12 protein-coding genes are annotated in these 13873 nt (G+C 51.6%); all 12 read left to right on the forward strand.

The features are described from left to right. Window positions 1-15 precede the first annotated feature (15 nt). The 12 genes from ACZ9IM_RS13315 to ACZ9IM_RS13370 all read left to right on the forward strand — a co-directional run bounded on the left by ACZ9IM_RS13315 (window position 16) and on the right by ACZ9IM_RS13370 (window position 13866). Complete coding sequence (locus tag ACZ9IM_RS13315; protein ID WP_476224170.1) at window positions 16-2244, forward strand: polysaccharide biosynthesis tyrosine autokinase; 2229 nt, start codon at window positions 16-18, stop codon at window positions 2242-2244. Between the two features lie 123 nt (window positions 2245-2367). Then, window positions 2368-3753 carry a flippase gene (locus tag ACZ9IM_RS13320; RefSeq protein ID WP_476224171.1) on the forward strand — a complete coding sequence of 462 codons (1386 nt, stop codon included), beginning with the start codon at window positions 2368-2370 and terminating at the stop codon, window positions 3751-3753. A 38-nt stretch (window positions 3754-3791) separates the two neighbouring features. Then, window positions 3792-4775, forward strand: a complete 984-nt coding sequence (locus ACZ9IM_RS13325) for a nitroreductase family protein (RefSeq protein WP_476224173.1) — start codon at window positions 3792-3794, stop codon at window positions 4773-4775. 32 nt (window positions 4776-4807) lie between these two features. Then, window positions 4808-5941: a polysaccharide pyruvyl transferase family protein gene (locus tag ACZ9IM_RS13330; RefSeq protein ID WP_476224174.1), complete on the forward strand. Its 1134-nt coding sequence runs from the start codon at window positions 4808-4810 to the stop codon at window positions 5939-5941. Then, window positions 5938-7224: an O-antigen ligase family protein gene (locus ACZ9IM_RS13335; protein ID WP_476224175.1), complete on the forward strand. Its 1287-nt coding sequence runs from the start codon at window positions 5938-5940 to the stop codon at window positions 7222-7224. Before ACZ9IM_RS13330 ends, ACZ9IM_RS13335 begins: the two co-directional genes overlap by 4 nt. Window positions 7225-7226: 2 nt before the next feature. Continuing rightward, window positions 7227-8321: a glycosyltransferase family 4 protein gene (locus tag ACZ9IM_RS13340; protein WP_476224176.1), complete on the forward strand. Its 1095-nt coding sequence runs from the start codon at window positions 7227-7229 to the stop codon at window positions 8319-8321. Then, on the forward strand, window positions 8311-9435 hold the full coding sequence (locus ACZ9IM_RS13345; protein ID WP_476224177.1) for a DUF1972 domain-containing protein: 1125 nt from the start codon (window positions 8311-8313) through the stop codon (window positions 9433-9435). The genes ACZ9IM_RS13340 and ACZ9IM_RS13345 overlap by 11 nt, the downstream gene beginning before the upstream one ends. A gap of 2 nt (window positions 9436-9437) precedes the next feature. Further along, window positions 9438-10508, forward strand: a complete 1071-nt coding sequence (rfbB, locus tag ACZ9IM_RS13350; protein ID WP_476224178.1) for a dTDP-glucose 4,6-dehydratase — start codon at window positions 9438-9440, stop codon at window positions 10506-10508. A 45-nt stretch (window positions 10509-10553) separates the two neighbouring features. Then, window positions 10554-11432, forward strand: coding sequence for a glucose-1-phosphate thymidylyltransferase RfbA (gene rfbA / locus ACZ9IM_RS13355; protein WP_476224179.1), 879 nt, complete (start codon window positions 10554-10556; stop codon window positions 11430-11432). Then, window positions 11429-11968, forward strand: a complete 540-nt coding sequence (rfbC, locus tag ACZ9IM_RS13360; RefSeq protein WP_476224180.1) for a dTDP-4-dehydrorhamnose 3,5-epimerase — start codon at window positions 11429-11431, stop codon at window positions 11966-11968. Before rfbA ends, rfbC begins: the two co-directional genes overlap by 4 nt. A gap of 425 nt (window positions 11969-12393) precedes the next feature. Then, complete coding sequence (locus ACZ9IM_RS13365) at window positions 12394-12666, forward strand: hypothetical protein (protein WP_063340354.1); 273 nt, start codon at window positions 12394-12396, stop codon at window positions 12664-12666. Window positions 12667-12753: 87 nt separating this feature from the next. After that, entirely contained in the window at window positions 12754-13866 is a 1113-nt protein-coding gene (locus ACZ9IM_RS13370) for a polysaccharide biosynthesis/export family protein (protein ID WP_476224181.1), read from the forward strand. The last annotated feature ends 7 nt before the right edge of the window (window positions 13867-13873 follow it).

The following is a 13873-nucleotide window of genomic DNA, read 5'->3' on the forward strand; positions in this document are numbered from 1 at the left end:
CAAAGAATCCGACTTATGCAGCAAGCACCGGTAGTTAACGTGCGGGACGGCGACAATGACGAGATTGATCTTCTCGGCTTGTTTGGAACACTCATCGACCATAAATGGCTGATTGCCGCGGTTACCGGTGCCTTCATGGTGGCTGGAGCCGCGTACGCGGTGCTTGCGACCCCGGTATACCAGGCGAATGCGCTGTTGCAGGTTGAAGCAAAAAAGAACGATTTGTTGGGTTTCTCCGATGTCGGCAGCATGTTGGGGAAAGAGTCGCCTTCGGCGACTGAGATCGAGCTGATCAAGTCGCGAGCGGTGATTGGCAAAACGGTCGATGAGCTGAAGCTTGATATCGTCATACAACCAATGTACTTCCCGGTGGTCGGCGAGTTCCTGGCTCGTCGATTCCAGAGTAAAAATCCCGGTGAAATAGCCGACCCCTTGTTGGGGTTGAACAGTTTCGCCTGGGGAGGGGAGTCGCTGAAGATATTCAAACTGGATCTTCCCGACTCGCAACTGGGCAAGAAGTTGACCCTGACCGCGGGTGAAAATGGTCATTACACCTTGGTGGACGAAGACGACAACCTATTGGCAGCCACCCAGACTGGGCAACTTTTCGAACAAAATGGCGTTGCGTTCCAGATAGAGGAAATGCACGCCAATCCTGGAACCCGCTTCAGAATCATCCGCAATTCTCGCCTGACCAGCATCCTCGACTACCAAGAGGATTTGGATGTATCCGAGCGAGGAAAAGACTCGGGAATGATCGGCCTGGCATTGGAAAGTACAGATCCGGATCAGGCTATTAATATACTTAATGAAATTGCTGCCATATATGTGCGGCAAAACGTCGAACGCACTTCAGCAGAGGCAGCGCAAAGCCTGGCGTTTCTAAAAGAGCAACTTCCGGTGGTCAAGAAGGACTTGGAAAAGTCCGGGAATGCCTTGAATGAATACCAGACTCGCAGCAAGTCCGTGGACATCACGCTCGAAACCAAAGCCATTCTTGATCAGATTGTCGGGCTTGATACCAGCATTTCAGAGTTGAAATTGCAGCAAGCCGAGATGGACCGCAAATTCACCCGCCAACATCCCGCCTATCGCGCCTTGTTGACCCAGATTGGTGAGTTGAGCAGCAAGCAGAAAAGTTTGGCGTCCAAGGTGGAAAGCCTTCCCTCCACCCAGCAAGAACTGCTGAGCCTGACCCGGGATGTAGAGGTCGGTACCGCCATTTATACCCAACTGCTGAACAAGTCTCAGGAACTGGATGTGATGCGCGCGGGCACCGTCGGTAACGTGCGTCTGATCGACACCGCGGATGTCAATTTCCTCAAGCCGGTCAAACCGAAAAAAGCCTTGATTGTACTGATCGCCACTATTCTTGGCGGCTTCCTGGCGGTGGCTTTGGTGCTGGTACGCAAGGCGCTGAACCGAGGGCTGGAAAGTCCCGAAGCCATCGAGCAACTTGGCTTGCCGGTCTACGCTTCGATTCCTTACAGCATTTTGCAGAAAACCGAAGAAGACAAAGTCTCCCGCGGACGAGGGCGTCCCGGTAAAGCTTCTACTTTGCTGGCTGTCAGTCATCCCACCGATCTGGCAGTCGAGGCGTTGCGCAGTTTGCGAACCAGTCTGCACTTCGCCATGCATGAGTCTGACAACAACCGTCTGATGATTTCCGGGCCCAGCCCTCAGGTGGGTAAAACGTTTGTGTCGGCCAATCTCGCAGTAGTGATAGCACAAACCGGGTTGCGGGTATTGCTGATCGATGTCGACATGCGCAAGGGCTATCTGCACAAAGTGTTAGGTGTTTCTTCAGACAATGGGCTCTCCGATATCCTGGCCCGGCGCTGCGATGCGGCCACCGCTATCCATAAGACTGCAATAGACAACTTCGATTTTGTCAGTCGAGGCCAAATACCGCCCAATCCTTCCGAGTTACTGATGCACGCCAATTTCAGTGCGCTATTGGAGCAGGTGAGTGAGCAATATGATTTGGTGATTCTCGATACTCCGCCACTACTGGCGGTGACAGACGCGGCGATCGTCGGGCGCTTGTCCGGGACCAACCTGATTGTGACGCGTTATGGCCTGAATCCGGCGAAAGAAATCGAGTTGACGGTCCGCCGGTTCTCCCAGAATGGCGTTGTCATTAAAGGTGCGATTTTTAACGGCGTGGAGAAAAAAGCCTCCAATAAATATGGTTACAGTGATTATGGTTATTACCACTACGAATACGCCTCCGACAAGAGTTGATGGGTATTAAACGGGGCACGTCATAAGTTCGGATTTTTGACGGTATTGCTGTTGTTCTTGAGTTTTTATCGTTTATTGCTGCGCCGGATCATTAGCCAATAGGCATGATCAAACCGATATTTAATGGAAGCACCACGTCCTGAGGAAGATGACGAAAAATCCTGGGGCGGTAGCGTGATTGAGAATGACAGGTCAATGAATAAAACCACAGCGTTCAAGGCTATATCGCTCCTTTGGGTCGGTTCCCTCGCGGGAGCCGGGTTCGCCTTTCTCACTCAGGTGTTCCTGGCCAGAAAGTTGGGCAGCAATGACTTCGGTGCTTTTTCGTCAGCACTTACCACCATTACACTACTCGCGCCCTTGGCGGGCTTTGGGATATCGCAGTACTGGCTCAAGGCTTTTGGCCAAGAGGGCTGGGCGGCGAAACGCTGGCTGAAACCTTCGTTTCAATTCATCGCCTTAAGTACCTTGTTTCTCATCTGCTCCATTGTGGCGTGGGCGCTTTATTCCAGCCATGATCGGTTAACGCAGAACCTGCTGTTGATTCTTTCCTTGTACATACTGGGGCAGCTGTCAGTAGAACTAGTGAGCAGCAAACTTCAACTTGAAGAAAAATATCTGCACTTGGCACTTTGGCAATTTTTGCCGCATTTTGTTCGTTGTTCGATGGTCTTCGTCACGGCGGTCATGAGTGCCACGCCGATAGCCACGGAATACTACGCCGCCTTTTTTTCGGCCATTGCAGTGTTGTTTTTTTTGTTGGCCGTTCCCCAGCTGTTGCAGATGACAAATGGGAAGTTGACCCTGAAGGGCCACGAACTGACCGCTGGATTCACGGCCCTGTCAGTGAGTCCGAAGATGTTAAGTGTTGCCGGCGCCAGTTGGCCATTTGGCGTCGCGGCGTTCTCGCATCTGATTTATTTTCAAAGCAACATTATCTTGCTTAAACATCTCTCAAGTAATAGCGCTGCCGGTATCTACAGCGTTGCGTTCACCATCATGACCGCCGTGTATTTGTTGCCGAGCGTGATTTATCAGCGATTCTTGCTGCCCAAGATGCATCGCTGGGCGAACCATGATCGAGACATGTTTTATCAGATATACCGCAAGGGCAACTGGTTGATGCTGTTGCTGGGAACGCTGGCCATGCTGGCGATTCTGGTCTGCGCGGACTGGGCAGTACCGCTACTGTTTGGTGAGGCTTATCGAGACGCTTCGTCGATCTTGAAAATTCTTTCCCTGTCGGCCCCGATCATTTTTCTGGCATTCAGTGCTGGCGCCACATTGGTGACTCAGGAACATATGAAAGTTAAAGTTAAATGCATGGTAGTGGTGGCGGTCATCAATGTATTGCTTAACTTGGTCTTAATCCCTCGCTTTGACTTGCGGGGTGCCGCGGTAGCGACTGTCATCAGTAATTTGCTGCTGTTGTCGTTATATTTTTATGGCGCCCAACGGTTAGTTTTCAAGAACAAAGTTTCGATAGCAGGTGCAGCTCCCCATGCCTAAATTATTTATGAACACCGACAGTCGGGAGATGAACTCTCATGATTGATACCGCAAAAATCTATGCCCGAACAGTATTGGCTGGGTTTGGCTTTTTATATGACTTGGGTCGGTATATCAGGTACGCCGGATGGCGATCTTCACTCAATTCGGTAGAAACCCGAAATTATTACATGGTCAAGGTGTACCACACCCTGGAAAAGAGCCTGAGTTTTACCAATCGCAAGCCGGGGTCTGGATGGGCGGGCGCCAATGCACTTATCAAGGCACTGGAGCAGTCATTTACGCTCAATGGCACGGGCTATCATGACTTGGTGGCGATCACGGTATTAAAGAAATTCGCTGAAGCGGAAATAACCCACCAGCCAGAGAAAACCGCTGCGCTTATAAAACGCCTGATTAAAGTCGAGAGCCTGAGCAATCGATCAATTCCGTTTTATGACAACAGTGGCGCCATTAACCACGACAAGACAGCGTTCGATAAAGGGCGACTGGCCGTTCCAGAAAATTTTTTCATGTCCAGGTACTCGCTGCGAGAGTTCTCCGACGAAAAAATAAGTGCCGAAGCATTAAGCAGAGCCCTGGAGATGGCCATGAAGTCACCTTCGGCCTGTAACAGACAATCGTGGCATGTTTATCATCTGGAGGGCGAGTTGGCGCAACAGGCCCTTGCTTTTCAAGATGGCAATCGGGGTTTCGGCCACAAAATAAAAGAATTGCTGATTATAACCACCGACTTGCGGGCTTTCGTTTCTCCACGAGAACGCTACCAACACTGGATCGACGGGGGGATGTTTTCCATGTCGGTGATTCTGGCGTTGCATTCAATCGGTATAGCTTCGTGCTGCTTGAACTGGAGTCAATCGGGGAGGGCGGATATCAAGTTCCGCAAGGTGATCAAGATAAGTCCGCAGCACACGGTGATGATGATGTTGGCGATAGGTTATCCGAACGAGCAGAACACGGTCTGTGCTTCTCCGCGTCGCCCCATCAGTGAAGTGTATACCAAGCTGTCCGGTCAGTAAGTCTCACCCTTGGTCGCAAAGGACTCAGCACCTTGAAAATTGCATTGATCACCATACATCACGCCAACAGTTATGGCGGAACGTTACAAGCACTCGCCAGCCAGAACGTGCTATCGAAATATGGCGACGTCAACATCATCGATTACAAAAGTAAGGAGCTGGAAAACACGTTAAAACTGATTCGGGTAGACAGTAACCCGCGCAGTATTTTCAGAGCCGGGAAGGACTTCTTTCGAATCATTCCTCGCAGAAGGTTGATCGCGAAATTCAGAGAGTTTATGCGAACTCACTACAATCTGACCCCCGCGTGCCAGGATTTACAAGCGCTTCAAACCTTATCCAGTGACTTTGACTGTGTGGTGTGTGGCAGCGACCAGATATGGAACCCGATGATTACGGGCGAACTGGATTTGAACTATATGCTGGCGTTTTCCCGAGCCAAAAAGAAGATTTCGTTCTCCTCAAGTGCGGGCTCCTACCGCTATTCCGAGGAGGAAGAACTCAAGGTCAGAAAGGCATTGTCGACCTTTGACAGCATTTCCGTCCGGGAGGAAGACACGGCGCAAAACCTGCGCAACATGCTGGGAAACCAAAAGGTCGATCACACCCTGGATCCTACCTTAATGCTTAACAAGCAAGAGTGGATGCAGAGCCTGCAGCTTTCCAGTCAAGGACCAGGCAGCGCTGATAAATACATTCTTGTTTATACCCTGAAGAAAGACGCTCTGGTTCGGGAGACCATCAACAGAATAAGAACCGTTCTAGGGCTACGAGTTGTGGCGATCGATCAAGACCCGTTCCTGGGCTACAAAAGCGATCAACACATAATGGATGCCAGCCCGGTTGATTATGTTTCGCTGTTCGCCAATGCGTCCTTCGTGATCACTAATTCTTTCCATGGCACCGCCTTTGCCTTGAACTTTGGTATTCCGTTTGTTACCGCATTGCCGGAAAGCGGATTGAACAGAATCAAGGGTCTTTTGGATAAAGTCGGTTTGACCGATCGTCTGGTAACCTGCCTGAGTGACGTCAACTCGGTGGTCGAAAAGCCCGTCGATTTTACGCACAGTCATCAGCAGTTGGAGACACTGAGGCAGGCGACCTGGAAGTATCTAGATGGAGCCCTTGCAAGCAAAATAGTAAAAAAGCCAATTGAATTTTCATGATGAACCAGCGTGCCGCTAGCTTAAGATCCTCAAATATCAATCCGCGTTATGTGCTGGCAGTTATTATCGGCATCACGGTGGTGTTCAATAATATTGAATGGTCGCTGGGTGGTAATAATCTGACACTGGAAAGGTTACTGGCCGCCCCTATTTTCTTTATCGCTGTGCTGTTATTGGTCAGCTCGAATATCGCGCTGCGCTTACCCAAAACAGGAGTGATTCTGACTGTATGGATTGTGCTGGCTTTTTACGCATCAGCTTCCGGGCCGGTGGAGGCCTGGTCCCTGAAGATGTATGCAGGCTTACTTCTGGCGGCTTCGTTTTATTACGTAGTGATCTGGTTAAAGGCCAATCCTTTTACAATTTTCAAGTCCAGAACCTATCTGTTGCTGGCGTGGTTTTCAGGTCCGGTTTTGTCTGTGATCTATGTGCTCTCGCTGTTGAAATTTCCGCTTCCTGATTTAGCCGTTCACTGGCTGCAGGAGGGGAGTGGGGGGACGCGCATCCGTGGCGGGATTTATGAGGCCAATCTGTTCGGGGTGTTTGTCTCGCTAATCACCCTGACAGTGCTAGCGTTGGGTTATTACCGAAAGCTATGGTGGTGGGTGCTTGTGATCGGCTTGCACACCGCCCTGCTTTTTTCGTTCTCAAGGGCGCCGTGGGTTTCCTACATTATCTCAGTCTGGCTATATCACGGCTTGAGTTATCCAAGGAAGTACACGAACAGGGACTTGGTGAAGTACCTGTTGGGGGCAGCCTTATTGGTGGCAGTTGTATCGCTTTTGTCCTATTTCATTGTTTCTTCCTTTGGTGATTATGAGCTGATTGGCAGGACCCACTCGGTCAAGACGCGTTTTATCATGTGGGCATTGGCGGCAAATTCCATCCTGGAAAACCCCCTGTTCGGAAATGGCATCTACAGCTTCAGCGAAATCTATTCTTTTGCGCCAGAGTTGGTCGGTTCAGAGAATCATCGCAGTGCATGGATATCCAATTTGCCCTTGGCAATCCTCAATGACACGGGCGCCGTCGGTTTCATCGTCTTCTTCGCATTCATAATTCTGGTGATCAAGCGCAGTTTGACCGCTGTCCGCAAACTGGCGATTGACCAGCGTGTCGACCGCTATCAAGTCAGAGTTGGGGCCGCTCTGGTAGCGTTTTTCCTGGCCATGACCTTCTCGAGTCAGACTATTCCCGCCCATTCGATCGCCATTTTTTGGGTGTGCCTCGCGCTCACCGAGCGGTTCACCACTCTCAGTCGCTCACTCATTAAAAGAACTTAAGCATGAACTCAAAGAAGCTGGTTTTCATTCACCTGTTCAACGACAGAAGTGGTAGCCCAAAAGTCTTGTCTCAAGTGGTGAGGGCTGCGACCAATAACAATATAGCCACCGAGGTGATCACTAGCGCTCACGGCGACGGTTTCTTGGCTGGAGTGGCCGATGTGCAGAGCAGGCTTTTTTATAAAAGGTCAGAGAATAAGTTGTTGACCCTTGGCTACTACCTAATCTCTCAAGGGTTGTTGTTTATTCAGTGCTTTAAATACAGGCGGCAGAATGTCGTGTTTTATGTCAATACCATGATGCCCTTTGGGGCGGCACTGGCGGGCAAGCTGTTAAAAATTCCGGTTTATTATCATGTGCATGAAACATCGATAAAACCCAATATTCTGAAGCGGTTTCTCAGGCTAATTATTGAGAAGACCAGTACAAAGGTGGTTTTCGTCTCAAACTACCTGATGCAGGAGGAAGGCTTTACCAAACTCCCCCAAGTGATTATTCATAATGCGCTGGATTCCGAGGTTGAGAAGCAGTATCGAGTGAAGGAAGAGGCCGGTTTCACTTCTTTGATGATCTGTTCCTTGAAGGCCTACAAAGGCGTTATGGAGTTCTTGGCGCTGGCGCAGCGCAGCAAGGATGACAAACATCTGAGTTTCACTCTGGTGCTCAATGCCAGCCTGAGTGAAATCGATAGTTTTTTTTCAAACATCGACATTCCGGGCAATGTTGCAATTTATCCTCGCCAAACGGACCTGTCGGGCTTTTATTCTCGAGCTGATTTGCTTCTGAATCTTTCCCGACCTGATGGCTGGATTGAAACATTCGGTTTGACCATTCTCGAGGGGATGTCCCATGGCTTGCCGGTGATCGTTCCTCCCGTAGGTGGCCCCACCGAGTTAGTACGCAGTGATATCGAAGGTTATTTGATTTCTTCGTACGACATAGAAGAACTTTACAGCGCAGTGAGCAGGATCTCGCTGGATCCGAAGAAATACAAGACGCTGTCTGATAATGCGTTATCCCGTACTCGAGACTTCAGCCTGGAAGTGTTCGAAAGCAAGTTCTCAACATTATTTAACGAGATGCAACATGACACCTAAAAAACTTTATATCCTTGGCATAAGAGGTGTCCCGGCTGAACACGGTGGTTTTGAAACCTTTGCGGAAAAGCTATCGCTTTATTTAACGGCGCACGGCTGGCAAGTGTATGTCTACTGCCAGGAAGAGGGCCGCGGAGAAATCACTTATAGCACTTGGAACGATGTCAACAGAATTCATATCCCTGTGACCCAGGCAGGTGCGCTGGGGACAGTTGTTTTTGACTGGAAAGCCACGCGTCATGCAGCAGCGCAACAGGGGTTGTTTCTGACCCTGGGTTACAACACCGCCGTGTTCAGTTTGCTGCAAAGGCTCAAAGGCCAGACCAACATCATTAACATGGATGGCATTGAGTGGCGGCGTGACAAATGGGGGACCATTGCCAAGACCTGGTTCTGGCTTAATGAACGAGCCGGCTGCTGGATGGGCAATCATTTGGTCGCCGATCACCCGAAGATCAAAGATCACTTGGCGACACGGGTTTCCGCGGCCAGGATCACGATGATCCCTTATGGCGGGGATGAGGTCACCGGCGCTGATCCGACGTTACTGGCAACTTATGCCCTGGAACCGGGCCAGTTCTCGGTGATCATTGCCCGGCCCGAACCCGAAAACTCGTTTCTGGAGATGGTCCGCGCATTCAGTTCCACACTGCGCAATCACACGCTTGTCGTTCTGGGTAACTTTCAACCGAATAATAATCCGTACCATAAACAGGTCATGGACGCGGCCAGCGCCGAGGTCATCTTTCCCGGAGCGATCTATGAAACTTCAGTCGTGCAGGCGCTGCGTTTTTATTGCCGGTTCTACTTGCACGGGCATCGTGTCGGCGGAACCAACCCATCGTTGGTCGAAGCGCTAGGCGCGGGTTGTGCAGTCATTGCCCATGACAACCAATTCAATCGCTGGGTAACGGAAAGTGGCGCCGCTTATTTCAAGGATGAAGCTTCTTGCAGCGCCTTGTTTACTCAACTGCTGACGGACGATTCAACGCAACAGCAGATGGAAATGGCTAGTCGTAACCGTTTTCATCAGCGGTTTACATGGAATCAGATCTTGCTTCAGTACGAAGAGTTATTGGCTAAGTGGTATCCCCATCAGTCGGTCGGGAGATGATGATGACGATGCGTATTCTGCTGACCGGCGGAGCCGGCTTTATTGGTTCTGCTGTCGTCAGGCACCTGATTGAAAATACTCAATATGAAGTGGCGAACCTCGATAAGTTAACGTACGCCGGCAATCTGGAATCTTTGGCCGGCGTTGCCCAGTCACTGCGCTATCACTTTTTTAACGTCGATATCTGTGACGCCCAAGCGCTGGATCAAGTATTCGCGACGTTTCAACCGGATGCGGTGATGCACTTGGCCGCCGAGTCGCATGTCGATCGTTCTATCGACGGCCCTGCAGACTTTATCCAGACTAATATTGTCGGGACCTATACCTTACTCGAGGCGGCCCGGCGTTATTGGAATGGACTGTCGGCAGAAGTGAAGTGGGCGTTTCGCTTTCACCATATTTCCACCGATGAGGTGTATGGAGACCTGGAAGGGCCCGATAGCCTGTTCAGTGAAACCACCCCTTATGCGCCAAGTTCGCCCTATTCGGCGTCCAAAGCCAGTTCGGATCACCTGGTTCGAGCCTGGCAACGCACTTATGGTCTACCGGTGCTGGTGACCAATTGCTCGAATAATTACGGCCCTTATCACTTCCCCGAGAAGTTGATTCCCCACGTGATTCTGAATGCCATCCACGGGCGACCTCTGCCTATCTATGGCGATGGTTTGCAGATTCGCGACTGGTTGTTTGTAGAAGATCACGCCCGCGCCCTATGCGAGGTTGTGAGTCGGGGCAAGGTCGGCGAGACCTACAACATCGGCGGCCATAACGAGAAAACCAATCTTGAGGTCGTGGAAACCTTGTGTGATCTGCTCGAAGAGTTGGCGCCCAACAAGCCAGTGGGTGTCGATCGTTATCGCGAGCTGATTACCTTCGTCAAGGATCGGCCGGGGCATGATCTTCGTTACGCCATCGATGCGGGCAAGATCGAGCGCGAACTCGGTTGGCGACCGCAGGAAACCTTTGAGAGCGGTATACGCAAAACGGTTCAGTGGTACTTGGATAATCAAGAGTGGTGGCAACGAGTCCTTAACGGTGAGTACCGCCCGGAGCGTCTTGGCCATATCGGTTGAACCATTCAGACCCTGCCTCTATTCAACTTTGAAGGGAATCCTCATATGAAAGGCATCATTTTGGCAGGCGGCTCCGGCACCCGCTTGCATCCTATTACCCGTGGTGTATCCAAACAGCTGCTGCCGGTCTACGACAAGCCGATGATTTATTATCCGCTGTCGGTATTAATGCTGGCGGGCATTCGCGAGATATTGATTATTTCCACGCCGCAGGACTTGCCCAACTTCCAGAACCTGTTGGGTGATGGCTCTTCTTTCGGCATTGAACTCAGTTATGCCGAACAACCTTCTCCCGATGGTCTGGCCCAGGCCTTCCTGATCGGCGAGGATTTTATCGGCGACAGTAATGTGGCGCTGATTCTGGGCGACAACATCTTTTACGGTTATGGCTTCAGCGCCTTGTTGCGCGAAGCGTCACAACGACAGACCGGTGCCACCGTCTTCGGTTACCGAGTCAGCGATCCGGAGCGTTTTGGCGTTGTCGAGTTCGACGATAACGGCAAGGCGATCTCGATCGAAGAGAAGCCTAAACATCCGAAGTCCGACCATGCTGTCACCGGCTTGTATTTCTACGATAAAGACGTTGTGAGCATTGCAAAGCAAGTCAAACCTTCGATCCGCGGCGAGCTTGAAATCACTGACGTGAACAACGCGTATCTGCAGCGCGGGGATTTGCACGTCAGTGTGTTGGGACGTGGTTTTGCCTGGCTGGACACCGGGACCCATGATTCGTTGATGGAGGCCGGGCATTTTGTCCAGACCATTGAAGCGCGTCAGGGTTTGAAAGTGGCTTGTCTGGAGGAGGTGGCCTACCACCAGGGTTGGTTGTCGGCCGCGGAACTCGATAAACAAGCCACCGCGTTACACAAAACCGGTTACGGCCAATATCTGGCACGGGTGCTGAATACGGAGCCCGCAAAATGAATGTCATCAATACCCGGCTGCCCGGTGTACTGATCATCGAGCCTAAAATCTTCGGCGATGCCCGCGGGTTCTTTCTCGAGAGCTACCACCAGCAGCGTTATCGCGACGCCGGCATCGAATTGCCTTTCGTCCAGGACAATCACTCGCGCTCGCAGTATGGCGTGTTGCGTGGTTTGCACTTCCAAAAGACCCGGCCCCAAGGCAAGTTGGTGCGGGTCACACAAGGTGCAGTGTACGACGTGGTGGTAGATATCAATCCTGAATCCCCGACGTGTGGTGAACATGTGGGGGTCAAATTGACCGCCGACAACCATCTTCAGCTATGGGTGCCACCAGGTTATGCCCACGGCTTTTGCGTGCTCAGCGATATCGCCGATTTTCAATACAAATGCACCGATCTGTATTACCCAGAGGATGAGGGTGGGTTGCTCTGGAATGATCCGGAGCTGGACATCGCCTGGCCGTTGGAGTCGCCTGTACTCTCGGAAAAAGACTTGCGCAACCCGCGCTTGCGCACGGTGTTGAGTGGGGAATGACGGATTAATAATGGTCTATAGTTAACATTAACTATTTATGACCGATGTATTGAGCCTTGGATATTCAATCACATAGAACTTTGCGGGATAAGAATTCGGGAAAATCCTGACTAATAATAACAGTCGGCGTGAGGCGCGAGGTGTTCAAGGTCGTGAGTTTGTGCCGAAAATGTCTTATTGGGCAGTGAACGTCTTGAAAAATCTCCTTTTCGTCAAAGCGTCCTGCCCTGCGCAAGCGCTTTTGAGGATGAGGTGACGAGGCTCGGCATATGGCATGCAATGCCTATAAATGACATCCTCCAAAGGAGGCAATGTGCATGAACTGTCTCGTTCAATATACGGGTGTCAGTTCTATTCACCTGCTGTTCATTCCCGGTCCCTAGTATCAAATCTAATGCATAGTTGATGTCGAGAAGGAGTCTGATATGAAGAAACTACTTACGGCCGGCTTGCTGGCTGTCATGAGTACCGCGGCGTTGGCAGCGGATGAACCAGTGAGCAAGACGGTGAGCGAAAGCGAGCCACTGTCGTTGAACACCCCGCTGGTCGGGGGCGTGACGGTCGCCGAAACTATGGTGGTCGGTGCGGCCATCCTCGGCGCTGCAGTAGCCGCTTCAAACTCCGGTGGCAGTTCCAATGGCGGTACCTCTGGAACGGGCGGCACCACTGGTACGGGTGGTACGACCGGTACCAACTAATACCCCGCGAAGTGTGTTGTACAAGATCACTCAGAACTTTCTGGGTGATCTTGTTTTAGACTTGCCCTCGACTAGTGTAGTGCCATTATGATCCGTAGGTTTTCTGTTGTTATGCTGGCAAGTATCAGCTTGTCCGGCTGTATGTTTTCGCCTGGTCAACACATGGACACCAGTCAAATGGTTAGTGACGGCTCTCCGGAGAGTAGCCGGGTGGAACTTATTCCGATCACCCCTAAATTGATTGCCATGGATGCGGCCACGCAAGTTCGCGAATCGGTCCCCGCTGCGTTGTTGTCCTATGTTCCGGGCGGTTATCGCGTGGGTGCCAATGACCTGTTGTTTATCACGGTCTGGGATCACCCCGAGTTGACGGCGCCTTCCGGGCCGCAACAGCAAATCGATGCCAACGGTCGTCTGGTGCGCCCGGACGGCACGCTGTTTTATCCCTATATCGGTAATATTCCGGCCGCCGGTAAAACCATCGAAGAGTTGCGAGCCTTTATCGCCGAGCGCTTGTCGCAATTTGTCGAAAGCCCACAGGTTGACGTCAGCGTTTTGCGTTTCGCCAGCCAAACCGTGGTGGTTTCCGGTGCGGTACTCAAAGCTGGCCAGCAACCGATCACCACCAACCCGTTGAGTGTGGTGGAGGCCGTTGGCGCGGCCGGTGTGGACCCGTTGAACGCAGATTTGTCGGGCCTGACGCTGACCCGTGACGGGCGCGAATACAAGCTGGATCTGGACATGCTCAATCGCCCGGACGCACAGCTGCAGGGCGTTTACCTCAAGGGTGGCGACCGGTTGTACTTGCCTTATAACGACCAAAAGCGAATCTATGTCATGGGTGAGGTCAACCAGCCTCGCGCGTTGAGCTTCAAGAGCAAATCGATCAACCTGACCGATGCTCTGGGCACGGTGGGTGGCTTGAACCAGAACACCTCCAACGGCAACGCGGTGTACGTGATTCGCGGCGCGGATAACCTTGAAACTGAACCGGCCAAAGTGTTCCAGCTCGATGCCGAATCCCCTTCGGCCTTGGTGCTGGCCACCCGTTTCGATTTGCAACCGCAAGACATCGTCTACGTTGGTCCGGCCGGCGTGACGCGCTGGAACCGTTTGATCAGCCAGCTTCTGCCTACGGCCGCAGTCCTCGGGACCGGCGCCAGCTCTGTTAATAATCTCAGCGAAGCCAACAGCAGATAAGGCTCTA

The organism is Pseudomonas sp. TE12508, assembly GCF_056279485.1.